Source organism: Rugamonas sp. GW822-FHT03B10 (assembly GCF_058801745.1).
The window spans coordinates 1-24,128 of sequence record NZ_JBXANP010000035.1; the positions used below are offsets into that span (position 1 = coordinate 1).

General features: G+C 57.5%; 20 protein-coding genes. 15 read left to right on the plus strand and 5 right to left on the minus strand.

Annotation, left to right across the window (positions count from 1 at the left end):
- Positions 1 to 185: hypothetical protein (locus AC1RQG_RS27065; RefSeq protein WP_493136380.1), on the plus strand; the 185-nt coding region annotated here is incomplete at its 5' end.
- Positions 186 to 581: 396 nt separating this feature from the next.
- Here AC1RQG_RS27065 and AC1RQG_RS27070 read toward each other — a convergent pair.
- Positions 582 to 851: a metal-sensing transcriptional repressor gene (locus AC1RQG_RS27070; RefSeq protein WP_100429715.1), complete on the minus strand. Its 270-nt coding sequence runs from the start codon at positions 849 to 851 to the stop codon at positions 582 to 584.
- Positions 852 to 920: 69 nt separating this feature from the next.
- Between AC1RQG_RS27070 and AC1RQG_RS27075 the strand changes: the two genes are divergently transcribed.
- The 14 genes from AC1RQG_RS27075 to AC1RQG_RS27140 all read left to right on the plus strand — a co-directional run bounded on the left by AC1RQG_RS27075 (position 921) and on the right by AC1RQG_RS27140 (position 17,417).
- Positions 921 to 1,316 (plus strand): hypothetical protein, encoded by a 396-nt coding sequence (locus AC1RQG_RS27075; protein WP_100429655.1) that lies wholly within the window; start codon positions 921 to 923, stop codon positions 1,314 to 1,316.
- A 104-nt stretch (positions 1,317 to 1,420) separates the two neighbouring features.
- Entirely contained in the window at positions 1,421 to 2,683 is a 1,263-nt protein-coding gene (locus tag AC1RQG_RS27080) for a TolC family protein (protein ID WP_100429656.1), read from the plus strand.
- Positions 2,680 to 3,852, plus strand: coding sequence for an efflux RND transporter periplasmic adaptor subunit (locus AC1RQG_RS27085; RefSeq protein WP_100429657.1), 1,173 nt, complete (start codon positions 2,680 to 2,682; stop codon positions 3,850 to 3,852). Before AC1RQG_RS27080 ends, AC1RQG_RS27085 begins: the two co-directional genes overlap by 4 nt.
- The gene (locus AC1RQG_RS27090; RefSeq protein ID WP_100429658.1) at positions 3,852 to 7,112 is read left to right on the plus strand and encodes a CusA/CzcA family heavy metal efflux RND transporter; all 3,261 of its coding nucleotides are present in this window, start codon (positions 3,852 to 3,854) and stop codon (positions 7,110 to 7,112) included. The genes AC1RQG_RS27085 and AC1RQG_RS27090 overlap by 1 nt, the downstream gene beginning before the upstream one ends.
- A gap of 288 nt (positions 7,113 to 7,400) precedes the next feature.
- Positions 7,401 to 8,732: an MFS transporter gene (locus AC1RQG_RS27095; protein ID WP_100429659.1), complete on the plus strand. Its 1,332-nt coding sequence runs from the start codon at positions 7,401 to 7,403 to the stop codon at positions 8,730 to 8,732.
- Positions 8,733 to 8,879: 147 nt separating this feature from the next.
- A complete protein-coding gene (locus AC1RQG_RS27100) occupies positions 8,880 to 9,845 on the plus strand; it encodes an SAM-dependent methyltransferase (RefSeq protein WP_157808919.1) in 966 nt (321 codons plus the stop codon).
- Positions 9,846 to 9,965: 120 nt separating this feature from the next.
- Positions 9,966 to 10,316, plus strand: a complete 351-nt coding sequence (locus AC1RQG_RS27105) for a hypothetical protein (protein ID WP_121669439.1) — start codon at positions 9,966 to 9,968, stop codon at positions 10,314 to 10,316.
- 49 nt (positions 10,317 to 10,365) lie between these two features.
- On the plus strand, positions 10,366 to 11,106 hold the full coding sequence (locus AC1RQG_RS27110; RefSeq protein WP_100429661.1) for a HupE/UreJ family protein: 741 nt from the start codon (positions 10,366 to 10,368) through the stop codon (positions 11,104 to 11,106).
- Positions 11,107 to 11,118: 12 nt separating this feature from the next.
- Complete coding sequence (locus AC1RQG_RS27115; protein WP_100429662.1) at positions 11,119 to 11,781, plus strand: transmembrane anchor protein; 663 nt, start codon at positions 11,119 to 11,121, stop codon at positions 11,779 to 11,781.
- Between the two features lie 35 nt (positions 11,782 to 11,816).
- Positions 11,817 to 12,314 carry a hypothetical protein gene (locus tag AC1RQG_RS27120; RefSeq protein ID WP_157808920.1) on the plus strand — a complete coding sequence of 166 codons (498 nt, stop codon included), beginning with the start codon at positions 11,817 to 11,819 and terminating at the stop codon, positions 12,312 to 12,314.
- Positions 12,315 to 12,590: 276 nt separating this feature from the next.
- On the plus strand, positions 12,591 to 13,220 hold the full coding sequence (locus tag AC1RQG_RS27125) for a hypothetical protein (RefSeq protein ID WP_076572389.1): 630 nt from the start codon (positions 12,591 to 12,593) through the stop codon (positions 13,218 to 13,220).
- Entirely contained in the window at positions 13,217 to 15,199 is a 1,983-nt protein-coding gene (locus AC1RQG_RS27130; protein WP_131687623.1) for a TnsB C-terminal domain-containing protein, read from the plus strand. The genes AC1RQG_RS27125 and AC1RQG_RS27130 overlap by 4 nt, the downstream gene beginning before the upstream one ends.
- Before the next feature lie 2 nt (positions 15,200 to 15,201).
- Positions 15,202 to 16,215 carry an AAA family ATPase gene (locus AC1RQG_RS27135; protein ID WP_308925909.1) on the plus strand — a complete coding sequence of 338 codons (1,014 nt, stop codon included), beginning with the start codon at positions 15,202 to 15,204 and terminating at the stop codon, positions 16,213 to 16,215.
- Positions 16,216 to 16,217: 2 nt separating this feature from the next.
- Positions 16,218 to 17,417: a hypothetical protein gene (locus AC1RQG_RS27140; protein WP_493136390.1), complete on the plus strand. Its 1,200-nt coding sequence runs from the start codon at positions 16,218 to 16,220 to the stop codon at positions 17,415 to 17,417.
- A gap of 329 nt (positions 17,418 to 17,746) precedes the next feature.
- On the opposite strand, the gene AC1RQG_RS27145 is transcribed toward AC1RQG_RS27140, so the two are convergent.
- From AC1RQG_RS27145 to AC1RQG_RS27160, 4 genes are all read right to left on the minus strand, one after another.
- Complete coding sequence (locus tag AC1RQG_RS27145) at positions 17,747 to 20,917, minus strand: CusA/CzcA family heavy metal efflux RND transporter (protein ID WP_493136392.1); 3,171 nt, start codon at positions 20,915 to 20,917, stop codon at positions 17,747 to 17,749.
- 14 nt (positions 20,918 to 20,931) lie between these two features.
- Positions 20,932 to 22,143, minus strand: a complete 1,212-nt coding sequence (locus tag AC1RQG_RS27150; RefSeq protein ID WP_493136394.1) for an efflux RND transporter periplasmic adaptor subunit — start codon at positions 22,141 to 22,143, stop codon at positions 20,932 to 20,934.
- The gene (locus AC1RQG_RS27155; protein ID WP_493136396.1) at positions 22,140 to 23,456 is read right to left on the minus strand and encodes a TolC family protein; all 1,317 of its coding nucleotides are present in this window, start codon (positions 23,454 to 23,456) and stop codon (positions 22,140 to 22,142) included. The genes AC1RQG_RS27150 and AC1RQG_RS27155 overlap by 4 nt, the downstream gene beginning before the upstream one ends.
- 114 nt (positions 23,457 to 23,570) lie before the next feature.
- Positions 23,571 to 23,912: a hypothetical protein gene (locus AC1RQG_RS27160; protein ID WP_493136398.1), complete on the minus strand. Its 342-nt coding sequence runs from the start codon at positions 23,910 to 23,912 to the stop codon at positions 23,571 to 23,573.
- Positions 23,913 to 24,128: the final 216 nt, after the last annotated feature.

The window sequence follows — 24,128 nt, forward strand, 5'->3', positions numbered from 1 at the left end:
GGATTCTGGAACCTATGAAATGGCGTTACCCGACATGGTACCCGATGTCAATTTCCACTGGAAACGGCATAGAGCCACATTTACTTTATTTTTTCCAAGTGCCTCAGCGTCTGTACCTAGCGGCAATTGTCGGCAGCGACAAACGGGCAAGACTTTCTCCTGAGTGGCAGGCTACGTCGGAATAGAAACTTCAACGAGATATTAAAAAGTTTAATGGGATATTAGGTCGTTTTAATAAAAACTTGTATAAACAGCTGAGTGTTTCCGTGACAGTGGCAGCGTGGCGTGATTTGTAACATCGGTTCATTTTTTTGATTAACAAAGAAAAAAGTGCCAAACACTCGCTCGTTGACTTTTCAACCCCCTCGATCACCTTGCTGATGTTGCAAAAGCGTAAAAAGTTGCCGAGGTCCGTCTTTGTGGCCAATGCTGGCTTGGCGGCGCTGGAAATGTCGCATAGTTGATCGAATGAAGCGGAAACCAGGCCGTTTCGCTTCCACAAAGCTTGCTACCGTGAAGGCAGTGCCATGCACTTTCCTTCTAACGTGCAGGATTGCCAAAATTGTCAAAAAATCTACTATCTATAAGTACTTGGCGATAGCTCTGAATTCCGCAGCAACATTTCGGTCATGCCCTTGTGTATCGGCACTGGTAACGGTCAGGCATTCACTGATATGGTCGTGTATGAGTGCTTTTTTGGCCGAACCGATGGCACTTTCGACTGCCTGCAACTGTTGCGCGATTTCTACACAAGGGCGATCCTCCTCCAGCATGGCGACAATGCTGCTAAGGTGGCCGCCGGCACGCTTGAGGCGCTTTATGATCGCTGAATGCGAATTATGAATTGACATGGTATCCTCCCTAGGGGATATAATACTACACATACTTTGTTTGTTGCCTACCGACGATATCCTTCGCACATGAAGAAAGCGCTACTCATCTTGATGATGTTTTTGCTTCCCTTGCAATCGCTGATTGCTGCGGAACGCAACTTCGCTCACGTCATGGAAGGCTACAACACATACGGGATCGGCTTCGTCGCCAAGCACATGACGGAGCATTCCTCCGAAATTCTCCATCACCACGATCTCGACGACGCTGGTGACGACGACGGCGACGTCCATCTCGACGATTCTCAAAAATCATCCCGTCACCTGTCCGACTTCGAGCACGGAAACAGCATGAACTTGCTGTTCCCTCCGCCATTTCAGCTGCCGCTGGTTCTCGATATTCGTATCGCCCCTGAAGCATTTCTCGACACTTTTTCCGATCGAGCCACATTACCGCTGTTACGTCCTCCTCGTTCGCCCGTCTAACACGCGGGCTGCCCTCCTTCACATTCCTGTAAAGCGCATGAACGCCTGACGTTCATGCTGCGGCCCGCTGCACTGCACTCTTTTTAACAAGCAGGGGCTTAACTATGTACAGGTTATCCGTGAGTCCGTGCGCACTTGCGCGCGGCAAACTGACAGGCATCGTCCTGTCTCTATTCGTGGGCGCTGCCCAAGCGGCCGACGCGCCATCGCTGGCTGCACTATTGCAACAATCTGAAACGCAGGCACCGGCGCTGCTGGAGCAGGCCGCCACGGTGCGCGCTGCCGGCGCCGATGCGCGCCAGGCACGCGCCTGGGCTAACCCTTCGCTGGGTTACACCGGCGAAAATCTTGGCGCACCCAAGATGGACGGCGTCAGCCAGCGCCAAGACACTTATACCTTAACGCAGGTATTCGAGATCGGAGGCAAGCGCAGCGCCCGTATCGAAGCGGAGCAACGCAAGGCCGATGCGGTGGGCGCGCGCGAACGTCAGATTCGCATTGCTTTCGCCAATGAATTGGCAGTCGCCTACGCCACGGCAGAGGCCATGCAATTGCGAAAACAAGTGGCCGATGCCGAACTGGCTCGCGCCAACGATGACTTTCGCGCGACAACGGCGCTGGTGCAAGCCGGCCGTGAAGCCCAGCTGCGCTTGGCACAAGCGCGCGCCAGCGTATCTGCCGCCGAAGCAGCGGTTCAGTCGGCCGTGGCTGACGCTACTGATGCGCTGGAGCGATTATCTGCGGTAGCTGGCGCCGATCAGCCATACACCGGCATCAGCCATCCGTTTCTCGACCACGCAATAGCACCCCGTAGCGATCAACGCTGGACGACCGACGCGTCGCCAGCGCTGGCCAGCGCGCGTGCAGAAAGCGACGCATTAACGGCGCAAGTGAGGATGGAGCAAAAACGCTGGGTTCCCGATGTGGGTGTTAGCGCAGGCATGCGGAAGTTTGGCTGGAGTAACGAGCGTGCCGCCATCATTGGCGTCAACATCAACATCCCCTTGTTTGATCGCAATCAGCATGGCGTGACAGCCGCGCGTGAGCGGGCCAGCGCCGCCGAACAGCGTGTGGAAGCGGCGCGGTTGGAAGCACAGGCAACGCACCGCGCCGCACAAGCCCGGGTGGTGGCTACAGAGCGACGCCTCCAAGCCGCCGAACAGGGCGAAACTGCCGCAGTCGACGCCTATCGATTGGGGCGAGCCGGCTATGACGCTGGCAAGACACCACTGATCGAATTACTGGCTATCCGGCGCGCATTATCCGAAGCACAGGCTCTCTCCATTGAAGCCCGCTTGGCGCGCGTGCGCGCCCTCGCTACCCTTTTCACGGCCGAAGGCCGCATCGCATTTGGAGTTACACCATGACAGAAAAACCACGTCGCGCCATTAACCTGCCGCTCGCCGCAGCCCTGGTGGCAATCGCTGCCGCCGCCGGCTTCGGCGCCGCGCAATGGACCGGGACCAAAAAGGCACCGGTTGTTGCAGCGGTGGCCTCTTCCACACCTGCTGCGGCCGTAGAGCCGGTACAGGAAGTTAATATTCCTGGTGAATACCTCAAAGCTGCCGGCATCGCGGTTGAAGCCGTTGCTGCAGGCGGTCTGCGCTCCGAGATCCTGGCGCCAGGTTCGGTTGCCGCTCAACCTAACAGCGAAGCCGTCATTGTTGCCCGCGCGGCGGGCAACATCGCACGGATCAATCGCCAGTTAGGCGATACCGTGAAGGCCGGCGAAACGCTCGCTACCGTCGAAAGTATGGAAGCAGCAGGCCTTGCTGCGGAGCGCACCGTCGCCAATGCCAAGGCTGAACTCGCTCGCAAGAACCAAGCGCGTGAAGCCTCGCTATTCGAACAGGGTGTCACGCCGCGTGCTGATCTTGAAGCGGCACAGGCGACGCTGGCCGTTGCCGAAAGCGAGGCACAACGCGCCAACGCCGTGGCTCGTGCCGCGAAGGTGGCCGCCGATGGCAGATCGGTAGCCGTCGTCAGCCCGATCGCCGGCAAGGTCACGTTTAACGCCGCCACACTGGGCAGTTTTGTGCAGCCTCAGACCGAATTATTTCGCGTCGCTGGCACAGGTCCGGTACAGATTGAAGCTGCCGTCTCATCCGCCGACATCATCCGCATCTCCAGTGGCGACCAGGCGACCGTGATAGCGTCCAATGGCATGCCAGTCGATGCCACTGTGCGCTCGGTAACATCGACGGTCAACGGTGCTACGCGCTCCGCGACCGTGATACTGACGCCGACTGCCGCCACCGCGGCGCTGGTCGTCGGCGAAGGCGTGCGGGTACGCCTGCACGTCAAGGGTCAAGGCGACGGCTTGGTGGTACCGGAGGAAGCGGTACAAAACCTTGAGGGTCGTGACGTGGTGTTCGTGCGCAGCCAGAAAGGCTTTCGCATCCAACCAGTACTGGTGGGCATACGTAGCGGCGGTGTGGCGCAGATCGTCTCCGGCGTCAAGGCCGGCGACCAGGTCGCCACTCGCAACGCCTTTCTCGTGAAGGCCGACATGATTAAGTCTGGCAAGGAAGAATAATGATTGATTCCATAATTACCAGCTCCGTTCGGTCGCGTTGGCTGGTCCTGTTCATGACCATCATCGTGGCGGTGATCGGTGCGTGGCAGCTCAATTTACTGCCAATTGATGTCACACCGGACATCACCAACAAGCAAGTGCAGATCAATACTGTCGTTCCGACACTAAGTCCGGTCGAAATCGAAAAGCGCGTGACCTATCCGATCGAGACTGCGCTTTCCGGCTTGGCCGGCGTCGAGACTGTGCGCTCGTTCTCGCGTAACGGTTTTAGCCAGGTCACCGCCATCTTCAAGGAAAATACCGATCTCTATTTCATGCGTCAGCAAGTTTCTGAACGCTTGGCGCGGGCACGGGCAGATCTGCCTGAGGAGGCCCAACCGCAGATGGGTCCGGTGTCTACCGGGCTTGGTGAAGTGTTTCACTATAGTGTGGAGTTCACCCATCCTGAAGGCAAGGGAGCACCGCGTAACGATGGCAAGGCCGGCTGGCAAAGTGATGGCAGCTTTTTGACCGATCAGGGCGAGAGCCTGTCCGACGAAGTGTCAAAACTGGCGTACCTGCGTACAGTCCAGGACTGGATCGTGCGTCCGCAATTGCGTACGACACCGGGTGTGGCCGATGTCGATTCCTTGGGTGGTTACGTCAAGGAATACGTGGTCGAACCTGATTCCGCCAAATTGGTTGCGCTAGGCATTTCGTACGCCGAACTCGCCACCGCACTCGAAGCATCCAACGTGTCGGTGGGTGCCAATTACATTCGTCGCTCCGGCGAAGCTTATCTGGTGCGCGCGGACGGCCGCGCCCGCAGTGCCGACGAGATAGCGCGCGCAGTAATTGCTACCCGTAACGGTGTACCGATTATGGTCAGTCAGGTTGCCAAGGTTACCATCGGTGGCGAGTTGCGCCGTGGCGCGGCAAGTCGCGATGGCTACGAAACGGTGATCGGTAGCGCGCTGATGCTGGTTGGTGCAAACAGCCGCACAGTCGCCAGCGCCGTCGGCGAAAAGCTGAAGGTGGTGACTAAAACGCTTCCTGCCGGCATCACTATCGTGCCAACGCTGGATCGCTCACAACTGGTGGTTGCCACCATTACCACTGTCGCGAAAAATCTGGCTGAGGGCGCGCTGCTGGTGATCGTCATTCTGTTTGCATTGTTGGGCAACTGGCGCGCAGCGATCATCGCCGCATTGGTCATCCCACTATCGCTGCTGATGAGCGCCATCGGCATGAATTCGATGGGGATCTCCGGCAACCTGATGAGCCTTGGTGCGCTCGACTTTGGTCTGATCATCGATGGCGCCGTGATCATCGTTGAAAATACCTTGCGCCGCTTGGCCCAACGCCAGCATCAAGAAGGGCGACTCCTGTTGCTGAAGGAACGTCTGGAAGAAGTGGTGGCGTCATCACGCGAAATGCTTCGTCCCACCATTTACGGCCAATTGGTGATCTTCCTGGTGTTTCTGCCTTGTCTGAGCTTCCAAGGCGTGGAAGGAAAGATGTTCTCGCCGATGGTGATCACTCTGATGCTCGCCCTGGGCTCAGCTTTCGTCCTGTCGCTGACGTTCGTGCCGGCGCTGATCGCGGTAATGATGAACGGGAAAGTGGCCGAGCATGAGGTCAAAGCTATCGTCATGACGAAAAACCGCTATGAGCCGCTGCTGCGCCGTGCTGTAGCGCGACCGCTGCCGTTTATCGGCGCCGGTGTCGCCGTACTGATACTTGCAGGTGTGGCCTTCAGCTTTGTTGGTCGCGAGTTCATGCCTACCCTCGATGAGCATAATCTGAATCTGTCTTCGGTACGTATCCCGTCGACGCCGATCGAAGCATCGGCAGCACTTGACCTGCCGATCGAGCGCGCCATTCTGTCACTTCCGGAAGTCAAAACCGTGTATTCGAAAGCTGGTACCGCCAGCTTGGCGGCCGACCCGATGCCACCGAACGCGTCGGATAACTACGTGATTCTGAAACCGAAGGAGGAATGGCCTGCAGGCATCACCACCAAAGAACAGGTCATCGAACGTATCCGCGCCAAGACTGCGCCTATCATCGGTAACAACTATGACGTCACTCAGCCGATTGAAATGCGCTTCAATGAGCTGATCGGCGGCGTGCGCAGTGATGTCGCCGTCAAGGTCTTTGGTGATGATCTGGACAAGCTCGCCCAAAATGCCAAGGAAATTGCAGCAGTGCTGCGCAAGGTGCCAGGTGCGGCCGACGTGCGAGTGGCGCAAACGGAAGGGTTTCCGACATTCGACATTTCGTTTGACCGTGCCGCTATCGCTCGATATGGCCTGACAGTCAAAGAAGTTGCCGACACTGTGGCCACTGCGCTGGCGGGCCGTTCGGCCGGTCAGATCTTTGAAGGCGACCGGCGTTTCGATATTGTCGTGCGCTTGCCGCCGGCACTGCGCGACAACCTTGATGAGCTGGGTGCTTTGCCCATCATGCTGCCAGCCACCGGTGAACAAGTGCGCCAGTCAGTGCCACTGCGTCAGCTTGTGGAATTCCGCTTTACCCAAGGCTTGAACGAAGTCAGCCGCGACAATGGCAAGCGCCGTATCTATGTCGAGGCCAATGTCGTCGGCCGCGATATGGGCAGCTATGTCGACGAAGCGCAGCAGCGCCTGCAGAAAGAGGTCAAATTGGCGCCAGGTTCATGGATTGAATGGGGTGGCCAATTCCAAAACCTGCGTGCGGCGACCGAACGTCTGATGATCATTGTGCCTATCTGCTTCGTGCTGATCTCTGTCGCGTTGTACATGGCAATCGGAAATGCGATGTTGACGGCAACCGTGCTGACGGCTGTGCCGCTGGCGTTGGCAGGAGGCGTGTTTGCATTGGTACTGCGCGGCATTCCGTTCTCGATTTCAGCAGCAGTGGGCTTCATTGCCGTATCTGGCGTGGCCGTGCTCAACGGCCTGGTGCTCATCTCTGCTGTCAATAAACGGATAGCTGATGGCATGGAAGCTTCCAAGGCGGTAATCGACGGTGCAATGGAGCGTCTGCGGCCTGTCCTGATGACCGCATTGGTGGCCTCCCTGGGCTTCGTGCCGATGGCAATTGCCACCGGCACAGGCGCCGAAGTGCAAAAACCACTTGCGACTGTGGTCATCGGGGGCCTTGTGACGGCCACCATCCTGACGCTGTTCGTACTCCCGGCTATAGCAGGTATCGTTTTGCGTCGTCGCCGTACCGTCAAGGACGATGGGGATACCAGCGGCACCGTGCCTGTACTTGTGGCTGAGCCTAAGCCGGTGTAATGCAATCGCCTGCGACGCCCGCCAATACAAGCGGACGTCGCACTCGAACAGCGAGGAATATGCATGTCGTTTTTTTGATCGTAGCACTGCGTTGGCCGCGTGGTTTACGGCCTTGCTTGCCGGAACAACTGCCGTTGAGGTCGTGACGGTCGGAGTATCGGTGACGCTGGTTGACAGCGCCGTCGCGTTGGCATAACTCATCACCAAGCGACTTCACTCGGAGCATAAGCTGGCGGCCATGTCGCCAGCTTGAATCCCTTGTTCGTGCTTAAAAGGAGCTGAATTAACATGTTAAATATATTGGCCAATCGTACATACAGGCACCTGTTCTTGGCACAAATTATTGCCTTGGTGGGCACCGGTTTGCTGACCGTAGCGTTGGGTTTGCTTGCATATAAGCTTGCTGGCACCAATGCCGGCAGCGTGTTGGGAACCGCTCTGGCGATCAAGATGCTCGCTTACGTGCTGATCGCCCCCGTGGTCGGTGCCTTTGCCAACATGCTCCCGCGCCGCGCCTTCTTGGTCGCAATGGATCTGGTACGCGCCGGCGTCGCGTTATCACTTCCGTTCGTGACACAGATATGGCAGATTTATCTGCTGATCTTTTTTCTCCAATCGGCCTCAGCCGCCTTTACCCCTACCTTCCAGGCAACGATTCCCGATGTTTTGCCAGAGGAAAGCGATTACACGCGAGCATTGTCCCTCTCGCGTATGGCCTACGATATGGAAACCCTGGTGAGCCCGATATTAGCGGCCGCTTTGCTATCGATAATCAGTTACCACTGGCTTTTTGGTGGCACGGTGATCGGTTTCATCTGCTCGGCGGCGCTGGTCGTTTCAGTGTCGCTGCCGCAATCACCAGCGGTGCCAGCGACCGGCAGCATCTATGCCAAGACCTTTCGCGGCATCGCCATTTACCTGCGCACGCCACGCCTACGTGGACTGTTGGGCCTGAACCTGGCCGCAGCGGCGGGCAGTTCCATGGTCATCGTCAATACGGTGGTGTATGTGCAAAGTAAGCTTCTCCGCCCCAGCTCCGATGTGCCATTCGCGCTGGCTGCATTTGGCTGTGGCTCGATGCTGATCGCGTTGTTCTTGCCCAAGTTACTCGATCAGCGGCCGGATCGTCCGGCCATGCTGGCAGGTGCTGCACTGATGGGCGGCGGCCTGATTGCGGGCGCTTTTGTAGCCACCATGGGCGGGGCCTACGAATGGCCCGCCCTCCTTATGACCTGGTTTGTAATCGGCGTCGGTTACTCCACCACTCTCACGCCCAGTGGCCGACTTTTACGCCGATCGGCTAGCTCCGATAGCCGGCCAGCGGTATTCGCCGCGCAATTTTCGCTCTCGCACGTATGCTGGTTGATCACGTATCCAATCGCCGGCTTCATGGGCGCCAAGTTTGGCATGCCAGCCACTTTCGTGGTGCTGGCAGCGATTACGATAGTGGGCGTGGCGGTTGCCGCGATCGCCTGGCCAGCCAACGATCCGGATGTCATTGAGCATCGCCATACCGGCCTGGCTGACCAGGAACACCTGCACCAGGGCGGGCAAAACGATACTGATACGCATGAACATGTATTTGTCATCGATGAGCATCACCGGCGCTGGCCGGACTGAGACCATGACGATGCGCCTTTTTCAAACTCCGATTGTGTTGCCACATTGCGGACCCGTCTTGCTGGAGAACGAGCATGTGGACGTCAAGGACTGCGGAGCAATGCCGTCGTATGTGAAGCCGGGTGCTACGCGTGCCGAGGGTATGCCATGACCATCAACGCTGCCGTGCCAACATTGGACAAGCCACGCGAGGTCGCCGCTTGGCTGCAGCAACGCCCGACTGCTCAGGCGTTGCGCACAGCATTTCCAGATGAATGGATAACGATGGAACAGGAACTGCAAGCGGCATTGTCACAACGTGATTCAGCCCGCCTTCACCATTTGCTCCATCCTGCCATGCCGCCTGGTGGGAACCCCAGGCATGCACGACGTGAGCTCGTGCGCGTAGCGGTACGCCAGCGTATGGCCGCGCTGACAATTGAGCACTATGGAATGGCGGCGGTCACAGGGAAAGCATCGGGCACGATGCGTTTCAACCTGTTCAACGGCTGGCTGGCACAGCGCCTGCTGTTCCGACGTGACCTCGAACGCAAAGCTGTGCCATTGCTATGGTTTCGTTTGTTGTGGCCTCTGGTCTGGCAAAAGCGCCTGCTGATGCCACTGGTAACGCGCAAGGGCATCTACTGTTTTTATTCAGATGCCTTCGTTAGGCGGGTAGCAGAAATCATCGGCGAGCGGTCTTGCCTGGAAATTGCCGCAGGCGACGGGACGTTGAGCCGTTTCTTGCGTCAGGAAGGAATCCAGGTACGGGCAACTGATAACTATAGCTGGCATGACCGGATCAGCTTTCCGGCTGACGTGGAGCGGCTTGAGGCCATTGCGGCAATACGAAAATATGCCCCCGAGGTTGTGTTGTGCTCCTGGCCGCCATCGCAAAACAATTTCGAGCGCGAAGTCTTCCAAACAGCAAGCGTACGGATCTACTTGGTGGTGGTGAGCATTCACCATTTTGCTAGTGGGAACTGGAGTGATTATGCATCCCAACAGTCATTTGCAATGGAACACAGACCGGATCTGGCGCGTCTGCTGCTGCCGCCTGAACTGGGTTGTGATGTTCTCCTGTTCCGGCGCAATGGATCAAGGGCGGAAAGTAGCCGTGGCGAGCATGATTAACCGTACTGAATCAGGCCGCTGGACATTCCTTTCGGACGAGCTGTCTTTTTCAACCGCCGGCCTTCGGTGCGAATACATAAGACATTTAAGTGGACTGAATTTATCTCTTTTGGAATTGCCATGAACCTGTGTCGTGCTACCGTCCGCCTTATTCTGGCGCTAATGATGATTTCGATGCTTGGCCTCAGTTTATGGGGAGCCAAGTCGGGTTCGCACGTCCTATTGCCGCACACGCATCAGCTGGATGCCAGCACGGATGACGCTGACGCTATTGAATCGTCCGAGCTGTCGGCAACACACTTACACAAACATAATCCAGGCGACCATACCCACGATATCCCACTATTGCCCGTTCCTTTCGGCGTCCCAAGTGTGACAGCCGACGACGGGTACCAACGGCAGACGGTGCGCTTTCCATCCGTCATTTTGCCGCTGCCCGATAAGCCGCCAAAAGCCTCCACGTCCGTCTAACCTTTTCTGGTGGCCTCAACATCCGCCATTCTTAGTAACTGGAGAATATATGTTTTTTCTGTCTCAAATCGACGGTGGGAGAACGCTTTTACGTCAGCGTCCCCTCCGTCACCTGCGGTGGGTCATCGGCACGCTGCTCTTGTACTTTCTCACGCTCTCCCTGGCCCATGCTCATGGCATCGCCCAGGGTGACAAGGGCTATATTTCCGAGATCACTGGCGTGCACTTTTTGTCCTTTATGTATCTGGGCGCCAAGCACATGTTCACTGGCTACGATCACATCCTCTTCCTGTTCGGCGTGATCTTTTTTCTGTACAAGCTCAAAGATATCGGACTGTATGTCAGCTTGTTCGCCATCGGCCATTCCAGCACGATGTTGCTCGGCGTGTTCATGGGTACGACGATCAATGGCTACCTGATTGACGCGATTATCGGTTTATCTGTGGTCTACAAGGCCCTGGACAACGTCGGCGCATTCCAGCGCTGGTTTGGGGTGCAGCCCAACACCAAGGTCGCAACACTCATCTTTGGCTTGTTCCACGGATTTGGCTTGGCCACCAAGATTCAGGAATATGAAATTTCTCCTGATGGGCTACTGGCGAACATGATCGGATTTAACGTCGGTGTAGAGATAGGTCAACTGCTCGCACTATCAGCCATTCTGATTGGTATGGGCTACTGGCGTCGTACCAGTAGTTTCCTCAAGCATGCCTATACCGCCAACACCGTGATGATGACCGCAGGCTTCATGCTGATTGGCTATCAGCTCACCGGTTATTTCACATCTTAATAAGGAATTCAAATGTACAACACAGATTTGCCAACACGGGCGGAATTGCCTAGCTCGGCCAAATTATTACGCTCCACGGCAATCGCATTGATAACCGCCGCAGCGCTGCTGGTCACGGTGGTGCTGCCATCGGAATACGGCATTGATCCAACCGGCATTGGGAAGGCACTCGGCTTGAAAGCGATGGGCGAGATCAAAACACAACTCGCCACCGAAGCTGCCGCTGATGCGCAAGCTGACGCCTTGGCAGCCGCGCGCCAAGCGCTTACGCCGGCGCCAGTCACTGCTGCAATTAATGCACCAGCCGTTGCACAGCCTGCACCTGTCCAAGATGATGCGGCCAAAGCCGGTATTACACAGGAGATCACGATAGTACTTCCTCCAGGTGCGGGCAAAGAAGTCAAGATGGACATGCTCAAAGGCCAGGAAGTAAGTTATGCCTGGCAAACCGATGGCGGTGTAGTGAACCACGACACGCACGGCGAGCCGGTCAGTGGGCCAGCCAATGCATTTCACAGTTATTTGAAGGAAGCGAATGTCGCTGGCAATCGCGGCCAGTTGACGGCCGAATTCGATGGCTCCCACGGCTGGTATTGGCGTAATCGCGGCGAAAGCAGCATTCGCATTTCATTGACCGTCAGCGGTCAATTCAAAAATCTGAAGCAAAAATCCTGATTCCCACCCCGCTTGATCACTTGAAGGAAATTGTAATGAAAAAATTTATGCAAAAACTCGCTGTCGCCGCTCTGTCCCTGTCAGTACTCAGCGCCTGCCAAGGTGAGGAAAAACATGGCCATGATCATGATGCGCCAACGTCTGCAAAAACCGCAGTGGCAGCACCAACATCAATGGCGATAGCCGCGCCGAACGTCAACACAGGCATCCGTAGCGATGAAGTGAAGGTGACGCTCGCTTCAAATCAGGGCACCGAAGTTAAAATGCTCATGGCCAAGGGTGCCAGGGTCGAGTACTCATGGACCACAGATGGCGGACTGGTCAATCATGATACGCATGGTGAATCGACCATCGTCGGGACAAAAGGCTCGCATCGCTACTCAAAGGGTGTGCAGGTTGGCTCCGACAAAGGTGAATTGATCGCTGCCTTTGATGGAGAGCATGGCTGGTTCTGGCGAAATCGCGGCGATAAGGCCGTGACCATCACAGTCAAAGTGAGCGGTCAGTACCAAGATATCAAACAGAAGAAGTAGTAGTATTTTCATGTTTTAGTAACCTCCGTCGGTGGCGTTTCATGTAGAAGCGCCACCGACTAAGGCCATTGACTGGCACATTTTCAACTTTGTCATTTCCCCATCGTCAATCGAAGTAATTGTGCATACACCCCAGCGCCCGTAAGTCCCTGAATTTACGCCAATCCCGTTTTTGATGGGTACACTTTTACTTCGCATGTGTTCGAAGTAAAGTTGCGACATCCTTGAAATGCGCGGCAAAAGTGCTAAATTGTATAAAAACCAGCGGAGATCCGCATGGCGCCTGGCAATTCACACTCACGCTTCACTCATCCGATCGATAGCGAGCGGCCCAAAGGCGCGTCGCGCTTTGAGTTTTTCGCCCCCAAGCTCAAGCGCCGAGTGACGCTCTTCGACCCGTTCCATGTTCGGCTTTGGGCGCTCCTCGAAAGTAATCCCCGGGTGTTTCGTTATTGCGAGCGCCCAGCGTACTGGCGTCATGACAACAGTCGGCAACTGCTCGATTTTTGGGTGAGGGCTGGGCGACGCGAAATGTGCTGGATCGTTACGCCCACGCCACAACCGGCCCGGGCTGGGGTCCTGAGTCCCGACGACGATATCGGTGTGCGATATGTGCATGTCCAAAATCTAGCCGCCCACAGCATCTGGATCGAGAACTGGATGCGCATCCTGCCCTACCTTGCGTCGAATGAGCGCTTTGTCAGCGAAAGGTTGTTGCTCGATGTCGAGCGGGCGACATCGACCGCGCCAACGCTGGGGCAACTCGAACGCGACTTTCAGCCATATGACACCGTGCTTGTCCGCACCGCGGTATTCCTGTTACTGCACAGAGGGCGCATCAAGGCGAAGTCATTGCGTGATCGGCCGTTGGGGCCGGCGATCGAATTGCTGAAGGAATCGATATGACTGGCCGTCGCAGCGCCGCTGTGACGGATCGCGCCGACCCGACATTGTGGCCGACCGTGGCTTGGCCAACCCTCTCTGGAGATCAACAAAAAATATTTCGCGCCCGTGAAGAAGCGGTTCGGCTGTATTGTCAGCGCGCCTCCCTGCGTGCCATCGAGGCCGCCACCGGCGTGCCGTTCAGCTCCGTGCGCCGGCTCTACGAACGCTGCCTACAGACCCATGCCGACGGACGTCTGCAGGGCTTGCGCGCACTCGTTCCCTACGAACACGTCAAGTCCTACCGGCGCTCGGCAACGAGCGTCCGATCCGGTCCTGCTGGCAAGGCTGGCGCATTCCAGCAATTGCTGGAACGTCACCCTGAGCTGGAAGTCCTGATCGTCCATGAGCTGCAAGCACACCACGTCGTTTTAAGAGACGGGCCAAACGGCCTTGTTGTCAGCGGGCTGAGCGCACTGCATAAGCGCTTTCGCCTGCTTTGTCTTGAGCTGGGCCTGACGCAACGGGACTATCCCCTGGTTCAGCACGAGCAAGGGATCCGCAGCTTGGCCGCGGCGGTCAAGTCCATCGCCACGCGCTCTTTTGAACTGGCAGCGCGCGCCGCGCTCGCGCAAAAACGCTCCGGCGGTGTACGTCCGAACGCCGAAGGCCTGCCATTGGTCGCGACCATCCCGTTCGATGCCGTTGAATTCGACGGACACCGGGTCGACGTGCGGCTGCGCATCGTCTTTGAACGCGTCGCCGGCGTCGAGGAATCGTTCGAAATCGATCGCGTCTGGCTGCTCAGTATCATCGACATTTGCAGTCGGGCGATCTTGGGTTACCACATCGTGCTCGAACCGGAATATAGTCGCTTCGACGTACTCAAGACGGTCGAGCGGGCTCTTGTCCCGTGGCGCCCTCCTGCCCTGACTATTCCCGGCCTGCGCTTTGCCTCTGGCGCCGGCATGCCTTCCGAGCGCTTCCCGGAACTTGGCTATGCGCTCTGGAACTTGTTCCGCTTCGACAATGCGAAAGCCAATCTCGCCGAGGACACCTTGCGCGTACTGACCGATATTGTCGGCTGTGGCGTCCATGCCGGTCCTGCTTACCGCCCCAACGAGCGCCCCCATATTGAACGTTTTTTCGGCATGTTGGCATCAGTCCTTGCGCACCGCTTGCCCGGCACCACGGGCACCGGCCCTGCCGATCCCCGTCGTCACCTTGCGGAACTGACCGGCACAGCGCCGGCCGTGGTCCGGCTCGACGAATTGATGGAACTGACCGCGGTGGCGATCGCCAACTACAACGCCGCTTCGCACACTAGCCTGGGCGGCCGTTCGCCTCTGGAAATGCTGGGCTATTATTTGCGCGAAAAACAGAGTGCGCTGCGCTGGCTGGCCGAGCCCATGCGCCGCAACCTGTGTCTGCTCCAGCACGAACACGAAGGACACGTGCGTGGCAGCATCGTCAAGGGTGTGCGGCCCTATATTCATTTCTTCGGCGCGCGCTACACGAGCCATGCTCTGGCCGGGCGGGCGGACCTGATTGGCAAGCCGGTGCTGCTCTATTTTGACACCGAGGACGTGCGCGCATTGCGCGTATTCGACGCAGCCGGACGTGAGCTATGCGTGGTGGAGGTCCAAGGGGCTTGGCGCTATACGGCCCATACCCTGCGTATGCGCAAGGAAATCCTTTCCCTCGTGCGGGCGCGCAAGCTTCACATTGCGTACAATGACGATCCGGTCCAGTGCTATCTCGATTATCTGCGCCATGGCGCAGCCAGGCTGCGCCGCTCAGCCAGTAAAGTGGAGATAGCGCGTAGGGCAATTGATGCTGCCGCGCCGGTGCCGAAGGCGCCACCCGGTCCGGCCGACAACAAGGCGCAATTCGACTGTGCCACAGCGCCCGTCGCGGCCCCTTCCGAGGAAGCCCAAAAAGCCAAAATCCCGGTCAAGGGCAAGCGGCTCGTCATCGGCTCCGGTCAAGTGTTTTCGCGCTAGTCATGGCCAAGGAAAAATCACCAACGGCGAGCGATGGCAGGACGCTCACGCGACCGGTCGCAATTGACCACCATCCCTTGAACAATCGCACCTACCGCGTCGCCACGACGGCCATTGAGGATTGCTGGCTGCTGGTGTCCAGGTGTCTGCAATACCGCATCCCCGGGGCGCTGATCTATGGTGAAAGCCGACTGGGCAAGACCTATGCTATCGAATACCTGCGCATGCTGATCCACCGCGAGCGGCCGGAAATCCCGACCTTCCACGTCCAGTCCGAGCACAAGGCCAGCCGCAGCGAGGGTGCATTTTTCACTCGGCTGCTACGGTCGGTGCGACATCCAACGCCAGACATTGGTCGCAATGCCGGGAAGCGAAGGGCTTTGCACGAGCGGCTGCGCGATCTGGCGGAAGCCCAGGGCAGTACATCGGTCATATTTTTCTGCGACGAGGCGCAGCGTTATTGTCTGCATGAATATGAGTGGCTGCGCGACGTCCATGACGAACTCGCCCAATGCGGCGTGCGCTTGACGACCTTTCTGTTTGGTCAGGAACGGCTCTGCGAGCAACGGGCGCGCTTTCAGGAAACCGGCGACACGCATATCGTCAAGCGTTTCATGGTGGAGACCTTGCGGTTTCGGGGTATCCGCAGCGCGGTCGACGCCGCGACTTGCCTCAGGAGCTACGACGAGCACGCGTACCCGGTCAGCAGCGATTGGAGTTTCACGCGTTATTACTATCCCTTCGCTTTCGGGACCGGCATGCGGCTGGAGATGAGTGCCGACTTCCTGTGGGATGCCTTTGCCCAGGCCCACCAGCACGCCGGACTGGCCGGCACAGTCGAAATCCCGATGGAGTATTTTTCGCGCGCGGTCGAGGCCATTCTGCTCGATGGCCTGCTGCAAGATGCGCTCGACTTTCAATTGAACGAGCGCCACTGGAGCACGGTCGTGCAGCACTGTGGCTATGTGGCCTCCGAACAGGCTGTCGAGCGCAATGCGCGTGGACTGGGACGTTGAGTGTGACCCAGATGCGCCTGCCCGTGCTCATCGTTCCTCCCGGCGGCGTCAAGGTGCTGGCCTTGCCGAAGTTGGCCCCACATCTTTTTGCGCCGTATGAATCGGGCTGGGCGTGGGCTGCCAAACTCGCCGCTGCAAACGCGTTATCGTCCTGCGAAGTTGCGGCGTTGCTGGGCATTTCGGCGAGCAATCTATCTCCCCTGTTGCCCGATCACTTGCCTCGCGTCGCGCAGGTGCTGGGCAGGACATTGGGTTTTCCGGCCAGTCGGATCCAGGATGCCTTTCTCGAGGGCGGCTTGAGCAGTCTGCGCCCCCTGATGCACGACAGGCTTCGGTTTTGTCCCACGTGCGCGCGTCAGGGCCAGCATTTCATCATCCATCAGTTGCGGCCGTTTTCCCGTTGTCCGCTGCACGGTTTGCTGTTGCGCGATGGTTGTCACCGGTGCGGGAAGCCTATGGCCTACGGGCTGGGAAGTTCCCGGGTCTTTGGGCCAATCAATTGCCCGACCTGCCGGGCACCGCAGCTGCCGTTATCGGCCGGCGGTCAACCCGAGGCCTGTGTGATGTCGGCGCGTAGTGAAGACGTGATCGTGCGCTGGCTGCTCTTCTTGCGGCGACGCGTCACGCTGCCGGTTTTGTTCGAGATGGATGGCGGAATCGACGCGGGTCGATGCGCGGGGGCTCTGCGCGCAGACTGTATCGAGGTGCGCATTCCACCCAGGTCGATACGCTATCGGCTCGCCCCGGCGGTGCAAGCTCGCTGGTGCGCCGACATGCAGCACAAGTGCCTCGAGATATGCTATTGGCGGCAGGCGAATCAGCTCTGGCGGCATTGCGATGGCCATTCGCGGCAGTGGTACCGGAACGTGATCCGAGGGCGGCCCTTCGCCGCGGCACCAGGCCCGCATGTGCTCGCCTTCCTTTATTGGCGCATGACGTGGCAGGGATGCACCAACCCCTACCTGCTCCGGCGTGCCCATGGCTTGCCTCTTTACGGGATTGCCGAGTGGGAGGCGAATCAGTGTGCGCGCGACGATGACGAGATCGATGTCACGATGCTGGCGTTCGAGGATGCCGTGACCGCATCGTGGGCGGACTGGCTCGACTGCATCTATCTGCTCGGCGCGAAGGAATTGGGGCGGCATCCTTGGCGACTTCGTGCCGCGCCAGGCACCTTTGCGTCATTTCCGACAGTCAAGTAGATGCGCGGCATCGATCTTTTTGCACAATCACTTCGCAAATCGACATAACCGATTGTTTTTAAACGAATCGGTCTAAGACATTCGACATCGCGCCAATTTGTATACACTTTTTACTTCGTTTTTTTCGTACTTTTACTTCGGTTGATGGTAGATCAGCACGGCCTGGAGCTCATTGTGTATCTCGCTTTGTGGTAATGACATATGGCTCGCCTACTTGCTTGAGTTTTCTCAGACACTCGTTTAGTTTATTTATATCTAGCGCGCCTCGAAGCGCGCTCGATCCAATTGGCAAGAAGGCCGGGCGAGCAGCGCCGCCCGGCCAACCACCATTAGTATGCCAAGACTTCTTCCCGCGTTTTCTCAGGGGCCTCTGTGTCGTCATCCTTGCGGTGCATCATCCGGTACAGCAAAGGCAATACTAGCAACGTCAGCGCCGTCGAAGAAAGAATGCCGCCAATGACCACTGTCGCCAAGGGACGCTGCACTTCGGCGCCCGTACCGGTTGCCAAGGCCATCGGAACGAAACCGAGCGAAGCTACAAGCGCGGTCATCAGTACTGGACGAAGGCGGGTTAAGGCGCCGAAGATGATGGCTTTATCTAAATCCATACCTTCCTCGCGTAGCGTCCGGATATATGAAATCATCACCAAACCATTCAGGACGGCGACCCCAGATAATGCGATGAAGCCAACGGCGGCCGATATCGACATCGGGATGCCCCGCATCGACAATGCGATAATCCCGCCAGTGAGCGCAAATGGAATGCCGGTAAAGACCAGTAATCCATCCTTGACGTTGTTGAACATCACAAACAGCAGTGTGAAGACAAGGAACAGCGCCAGGGGAACCACCACTTTCAAGCGTTGGGTTGCTGATTGGAGCTGCTCGAAGGTGCCTCCCCAGCTCATCCAGTATCCTGATGGAATCTTGATGCCTTTGGCGATGGCTTGCTCCGCGTCGGGGACGAAACTACCGATGTCGCGACCGCGGACGTTCGCGCTTACGACAATGCGGCGCTTACCGTTTTCGCGGCTTATCTGATTGGGGCCAGGCGAAAACTGCAAGGTGGCCACTTCGCTCAATGGAATGAAGGCAGTGGCCGCACCGGATTGCGCCGGCAACGAAATAGGCAGCCGTCTCAACGCGTCGAGGTCGCTGCGCAGCGATTCGGGCAGGCGCACTAAAATATCGAAACGTCGATCGCCTTCGAACATAATGCCCGCTTCCCGGCCACCGGTGGCGATCGCCAGCGCTTCCTGCACATCGCCAATGTTCAGGCCATAACGAGAAGTCTTTTCCCGATCGATGTTGACGGTCAGCATAGGCAGGCCACCGGTCTGCTCCACCTTGACCTCTGTTGCGCCTGGTACGCGCTGTAGCACTTCGGCGATCTTCTTGCCCGTATCGGCGAGCACGTTCATGTCGTCGCCATAGACCTTCACAGCGACATCACTACGCACGCCGGAGATCAATTCGTTGAAGCGCAGCTGGATCGGTTGCGAGAATTCATATGCGTTGCCCGCATATTTTTCAGTCTCTTCCTGAATCGCTTCGATCAGCTCAGGGCGGGTTTTCTTCGGCGCCGGCCAGGTCGACTCCGGTTTAAGCATAATGTATCCGTCGGAGATATTCGGCGGCATCGGATCAGATGCAATCTCTGCCGTACCAGTGCGGGCGAAGATGCGATCGATTTCGGGGAACTTTGCCTTCAGGCCGGCCTCCAGCTTTTTCTGCATATCTAGCGACTGGGTAAGGCTAGTGCCAGGAATGCGCAGCGCCTGCATGGCGATATCCCCTTCGTTTAAGCTCGGGACGAACTCACTGCCCATTCGCGCGGCCAACAGCCCTGAGAGTATGATCAGTACGATGGCACTCGATACCACCAGGGCGCCGTTGCGCATGACTTTTTCCAGCAATGGCTCGTAAGCGTTCTTGGCCATCGTCATGAGGCGATTCTCTTTTTCAGAAACCCGCTTGCCGATGAACAGCGCCACTGCCGCAGGGATAAAGGTCATCGACAATATCATCGCGCCAACCAGGGCGGCCACCACGGCAAACGCCATCGGATGGAACATCTTGCCTTCCACGCCGGCGAGCGCGAAGATTGGCAGGTACACCACCATGATGATCAATTGACCGAACAGCAGCGGGCGACGGGCCTCCTTCGCGGCTGCAAATACTTCATGAAAGCGTTCGTTCAGTGTCAGTTCCCGTTTGTGATGTTCCTGCGCATGGGCGAGGCGTCGGACGCAGTTCTCGACAATGACAACGGCACCATCGATGATGATGCCGAAGTCCAGCGCGCCCAGACTCATCAGGTTGGCGCTCACTTTATAAGTGACCATTCCGGTGAACGTGAAGAGCATCGCCAGCGGAATGACCATCGCAGTAATAATCGCGGCGCGGATATTACCGAGGAAGAGAAACAGAATCACGACGACCAGGATGGCGCCTTCGATCAAGTTCTTCTTGACGGTATTGATGGCCTTGTCGACCAGCACGGTGCGGTCATACACCGGAATGGCTTTGACACCGGCCGGCAATGAGCGATTGACGTCGACCATTTTCTTTGCGACGGCCTGGGAAACGACCCGGCTGTTTTCGCCAATCAGCATGAACACCGTTCCGAGCACGACTTCCCGCCCATTTTCCGTTGCAGCTCCGGTTCTCAGCTCGCGGCCGATAGCAACGTCAGCGACATCGCGCACACGGATAGGCACGCCTTGTACATTGTTGAGAATAGTGTTCCGAATATCATCGAGTGAACGCACCTGACCAGGGGCGCGGATGAGAAACTGCTCCCCACTGCGCTCGATGTAGCCGGCGCCCACATTGTTATTGTTGCGGTCGATGGCCGCGACCACGTCCTTGAGCGTGAGACCGTACGAACTGAGTTTCACTGGGTCTGGCGTAATGTGGTATTCCTTGGCGTAGCCGCCGATCGAGTTGATTTCCGTAACGCCCTCAACCTGGCGCAGCTGCGGCTTAATGATCCAGTCTTGAATTTCCCGCAGGTCCGTTGGCGTGTAGAGCGTTCCGTCGGGCTTTTTTGCGTTGGGTTCGCTCTCCACGGTCCACAGGTAGATCTCTCCAAGGCCAGTGGAAATCGGTCCCATCATTGGCACAACACCCTGCGGCAGGCTTTCCTTCGCCTCCTGGATTCGTTGATTGACCAGTTGGCGCGCGAAATAAATGTCGGTGCCGTCTTTGAAAATCACAGTCACTTGGGACAGGCCGTACCGCGATATTGATCTGGTCTGCTCCAGTTGGGGCAGGCCTGCCATGACCGTCTCAATCGGGAAAGTCACGCGCTGCTCCACTTCAAGCGGAGAGTAGCCAGACGCTGAGGTGTTGATTTGCACCTGCACGTTGGTGATGTCCGGGACGGCGTCAATCGGCAGCCGTTGATAATTATAGATACCGATGGCCGCCATGGCGATGACCGCTAGCATGACAAGCCATCGGTGCGCGATGGCAAAGCGAATTATTCGTTCAAACATGGTGGGTTCCTCGGTCAGTGTTCGTGTTCAGCACTATCTTTGCCTTGCTCCGCCTTCACAACGAAACTACCCGTTGTGGCATAAGCAGTGCCCGCTGACAGCCCTTCAACAACTTCAACCAGACGGCCGTCACTCGTTCCGGTCGTGACCGCCTGAACCTTAAAGCCCTTATCCACTTTGACAAACACCACCGTCTTGCCGTCAATGGTCTGGATTGCGTCGCTTTGAACCGCCACCGGCACACTTTTTTCGCCTCGAATCATCTCAACGTTAACGAACAGACCTGGTCTCCATGCCAGTTTGGGGTTTGCGATCACGACGCGGGCCTTCGCAGTGCGGGTTTGTTCGCCGAGCAGATTGCCGACATAGCTCACTTTGCCCTGAGCGGATGACGTCGTCGCAGTGGACTTGATAGTGACGGACTCGCCAACGCGTACATTTTCCAGATCCTTGGGCGTCACAACCACTTCAACCCATACGGTCGAAAGATCCGAGAGCAGGAATACGTTGGCGTCCTCTTTGACAGCTTCACCTTGGGCGATATGCTTTTCGACGACAACACCATCAAACGGCGCCCGCAGGACGTAGCGGTTCAAGGCGCCGGCGCTATCCCCGGCACCAAGGGCCGACAGTTTGGACTGAGCCGATTGAGCCTGGATCTCTGCTTCACGCAGCGCTTGCTGGGCCTGCAGGTAATCCTGTTCCGCCGAGATCTTGTCTTCCCAGAGTTTTTTCTCTCGTTGATAAGTCACCTGAGCCAGGCCCAGGCGCTTTTGTGCGGCAAGCGAGGAGCTACGCAGATCAGCCAGTTCAGAGCTAGAGATTACGGCCAGAACTTGTCCTTTTTTGACGGTCTGTCCGAGTTCAGCCGCCACGGATTCCGCAACGCCCGGAAGGCGCGGCACAATGTGGGCAGTGCGGTCATCGTTGAACCGGACCTCGCCCGGCAATTGAATGACGTTGCCGACAGTGGCCGGCGACGCGTTGGCAACGGCGATGCCGGCGGTTTGAATTTGCGGGGCGTTCATCAACACCAGTCCCTGCTCTCCGGCGTGCTCCTCGGCTTTGCCTTCCTTGTCCTTTGCACCTTCTTCAGCGTGCGCGGCTTCGGCCGGGGCGCCACCGGCGTCCTTTTTCCAGAGAACGATCGCCGCTGCCAGCACCATGCCAATCAGGCCAACGACCAGAATGGATTTTTGCGATTTTTTATCGATGTTGATCTTCATTTTGTATTCCTGAGAGTCGGTGAGATGCCGTTGCCGTTTTCAACGGCAACGTAACGCTGAAGGTCGGCGATGGAACGATAGCGGTCGGAGAGCGCGCGCAGGTACTGAGCACGGTTCTGAAAAAGCGTGCGCTGTGCATCGAGCACGTCGAGAAAGCCAAACTTCCCCAGCTCGAAGCCGGTCACCGCAGCTTCAAACGCGCTTTGTGCTGAAGGGAGTATTTCATTTCGCATGCTGCCGATCTGTTCCTGCGCCACCTGAGCACGCTGGTACGCGTCCATCAACGCTTGCGTCAAGCGCAAATGCTCCACTTCGGCTTGGGCCTTTGCCTTGTCTACGCGCCGCAGCGCGGAGAGCATGTTGCCCTGATTGCGGTTAAACAGCGGTAACGGAACGGAAAGCCCAACGACGGTTTGCGAGCGGTTCAGTTCATTGTCTTTTTTATTGCCGAAGGTCACAGTGAGATCGGGTATGCGGGTCGCCCGTTCCAGCTTGACTTGCGCCTCTTCGCGGACGATTTGCATGCGTGCCCGCTGCATTTGCGGCGACTTCTCCAGGCGGGCCTGTAGTTCCTCCATGCTGGGGATGGCGGTTAAATCCATGTCAGGCATGACCAGTGATTGTTCCAGAAGCTGGGTACTTCCCCAAAGGGCCGCCAAGCGGCGTTTGGCCATCGACGCCTCGACAGTCGCTTGCGACAGTTCGAGACGTACACCGGCTTCGGCGACGCTCGACCTGGTTTGCTCCAGCGGCGATATCTTGCCGGCAGCAACACGCCGTCCAGCTGCGCCCGTCGCCTTGCGGGCGAGATCTAGGGATGCCTGCGCGAGACTTACATGTTCTTGCGCCGTAAGGGCTTCCAGATAGGCTGCGGTGACGTCTGCGCGTAATTCCGCGCGACCGACCTCCACATCGCCTGCCGCGAGCTCCCGGTCCTGATCGGCGAGGTTGACGCGGGCGCCACGCTTTCCGCCAAGTTCGAGGGCTTGACTCACCTGCATCGTTTGCGTGCGCGTACTCTTTTGCATGCCCTCATGAAGGATTGAGAACTCCGGATTGGGCATCAAGCCCGCTTGCCCTCGGTTGCCCTCGGCGATGGCAACGTTTTGAGCGATCGAACGCAACTCAGGGCTGGTCGACAAGGCCAACTCGATAGCCTGCTCAAGCGTTATAGCGAGGCCGGCAGAATCGGCCACGCGCGGCTGTTCACCCGTCGTATATAGCGCTGCTGTTTGCCCAACTGCATGGGCGTTCAAGGGCATAAAGTGCGTCAATAGCACAGCCGCCCCGATGACAATTTGTCTGGATTGCATAGATAACTCCGAAAATAGGAAACGAAGAATATCCAGCGGCATAACGGTCCGGCGCCCGCAACGGGGCGTCGAACAGCTTACGAAACACTTATGTGAATAAAGTGGCCGCCGGAATTAAACGGCGGTGGACCACTGAGGGCGTTCAGGCGGGATGGTGTAAGACGAGGAGAGGCTTTTGATCGACTCCATCGGCGCGATGCCGGTCAACTGAGGGTGAGTCGTTGTCGCGTCTAGGCTGTCGAGCGACAATACCCCGTGCGAGCAATACGAGCAATGCGAGTGAGGCGAGCCTTTTTTAGCCAGTGATGGCTTGTCTTTCAAGACGGAAGCGACATCGTCGGAACCGGCGGAGTGTGGGTGGTGACCCAAATGGTTTGCCGCGCGACCAGTCTCGTGCATACAATAGGCCGAAACCGCGCTCCAGCTAAACTGGAGCGCGACGATCATCAGCATCATGTAAATAGTTCGGCGGGCCATGCGCGGCAGTATATCACGGCACACGTTTTTTTGATTCGTGCGCGCAGATATTCTCGGCGGATGCTCCATCGCTAGAGCGTTTCCTGAATCATCTATAGCTCGGCGCGTGCAGAACCACTGGCTCTATGCCGTTTCCAGTGGAAATTGACATCGGGTACCATGTCGGGTAACGCCATTTCATAGGTTCCAGAATCC

What these genes read in the sequence shown, in the direction of transcription:
- AC1RQG_RS27070 (WP_100429715.1), bottom strand. Translation starts at nt 851, where the DNA reads ATGTCAATTCATAATTCGCATTCAGCGATCATAAAGCGCCTCAAGCGT.
- AC1RQG_RS27075 (WP_100429655.1), top strand. Translation starts at nt 921, where the DNA reads ATGAAGAAAGCGCTACTCATCTTGATGATGTTTTTGCTTCCCTTGCAA.
- AC1RQG_RS27080 (WP_100429656.1), top strand. Translation starts at nt 1,421, where the DNA reads ATGTACAGGTTATCCGTGAGTCCGTGCGCACTTGCGCGCGGCAAACTG.
- AC1RQG_RS27085 (WP_100429657.1), top strand. Translation starts at nt 2,680, where the DNA reads ATGACAGAAAAACCACGTCGCGCCATTAACCTGCCGCTCGCCGCAGCC.
- AC1RQG_RS27090 (WP_100429658.1), top strand. Translation starts at nt 3,852, where the DNA reads ATGATTGATTCCATAATTACCAGCTCCGTTCGGTCGCGTTGGCTGGTC.
- AC1RQG_RS27095 (WP_100429659.1), top strand. Translation starts at nt 7,401, where the DNA reads ATGTTAAATATATTGGCCAATCGTACATACAGGCACCTGTTCTTGGCA.
- AC1RQG_RS27100 (WP_157808919.1), top strand. Translation starts at nt 8,880, where the DNA reads ATGACCATCAACGCTGCCGTGCCAACATTGGACAAGCCACGCGAGGTC.
- AC1RQG_RS27105 (WP_121669439.1), top strand. Translation starts at nt 9,966, where the DNA reads ATGAACCTGTGTCGTGCTACCGTCCGCCTTATTCTGGCGCTAATGATG.
- AC1RQG_RS27110 (WP_100429661.1), top strand. Translation starts at nt 10,366, where the DNA reads ATGTTTTTTCTGTCTCAAATCGACGGTGGGAGAACGCTTTTACGTCAG.
- AC1RQG_RS27115 (WP_100429662.1), top strand. Translation starts at nt 11,119, where the DNA reads ATGTACAACACAGATTTGCCAACACGGGCGGAATTGCCTAGCTCGGCC.
- AC1RQG_RS27120 (WP_157808920.1), top strand. Translation starts at nt 11,817, where the DNA reads ATGAAAAAATTTATGCAAAAACTCGCTGTCGCCGCTCTGTCCCTGTCA.
- AC1RQG_RS27125 (WP_076572389.1), top strand. Translation starts at nt 12,591, where the DNA reads ATGGCGCCTGGCAATTCACACTCACGCTTCACTCATCCGATCGATAGC.
- AC1RQG_RS27130 (WP_131687623.1), top strand. Translation starts at nt 13,217, where the DNA reads ATGACTGGCCGTCGCAGCGCCGCTGTGACGGATCGCGCCGACCCGACA.
- AC1RQG_RS27135 (WP_308925909.1), top strand. Translation starts at nt 15,202, where the DNA reads ATGGCCAAGGAAAAATCACCAACGGCGAGCGATGGCAGGACGCTCACG.
- AC1RQG_RS27145 (WP_493136392.1), bottom strand. Translation starts at nt 20,917, where the DNA reads ATGTTTGAACGAATAATTCGCTTTGCCATCGCGCACCGATGGCTTGTC.
- AC1RQG_RS27150 (WP_493136394.1), bottom strand. Translation starts at nt 22,143, where the DNA reads ATGAAGATCAACATCGATAAAAAATCGCAAAAATCCATTCTGGTCGTT.
- AC1RQG_RS27155 (WP_493136396.1), bottom strand. Translation starts at nt 23,456, where the DNA reads ATGCAATCCAGACAAATTGTCATCGGGGCGGCTGTGCTATTGACGCAC.
- AC1RQG_RS27160 (WP_493136398.1), bottom strand. Translation starts at nt 23,912, where the DNA reads ATGATGCTGATGATCGTCGCGCTCCAGTTTAGCTGGAGCGCGGTTTCG.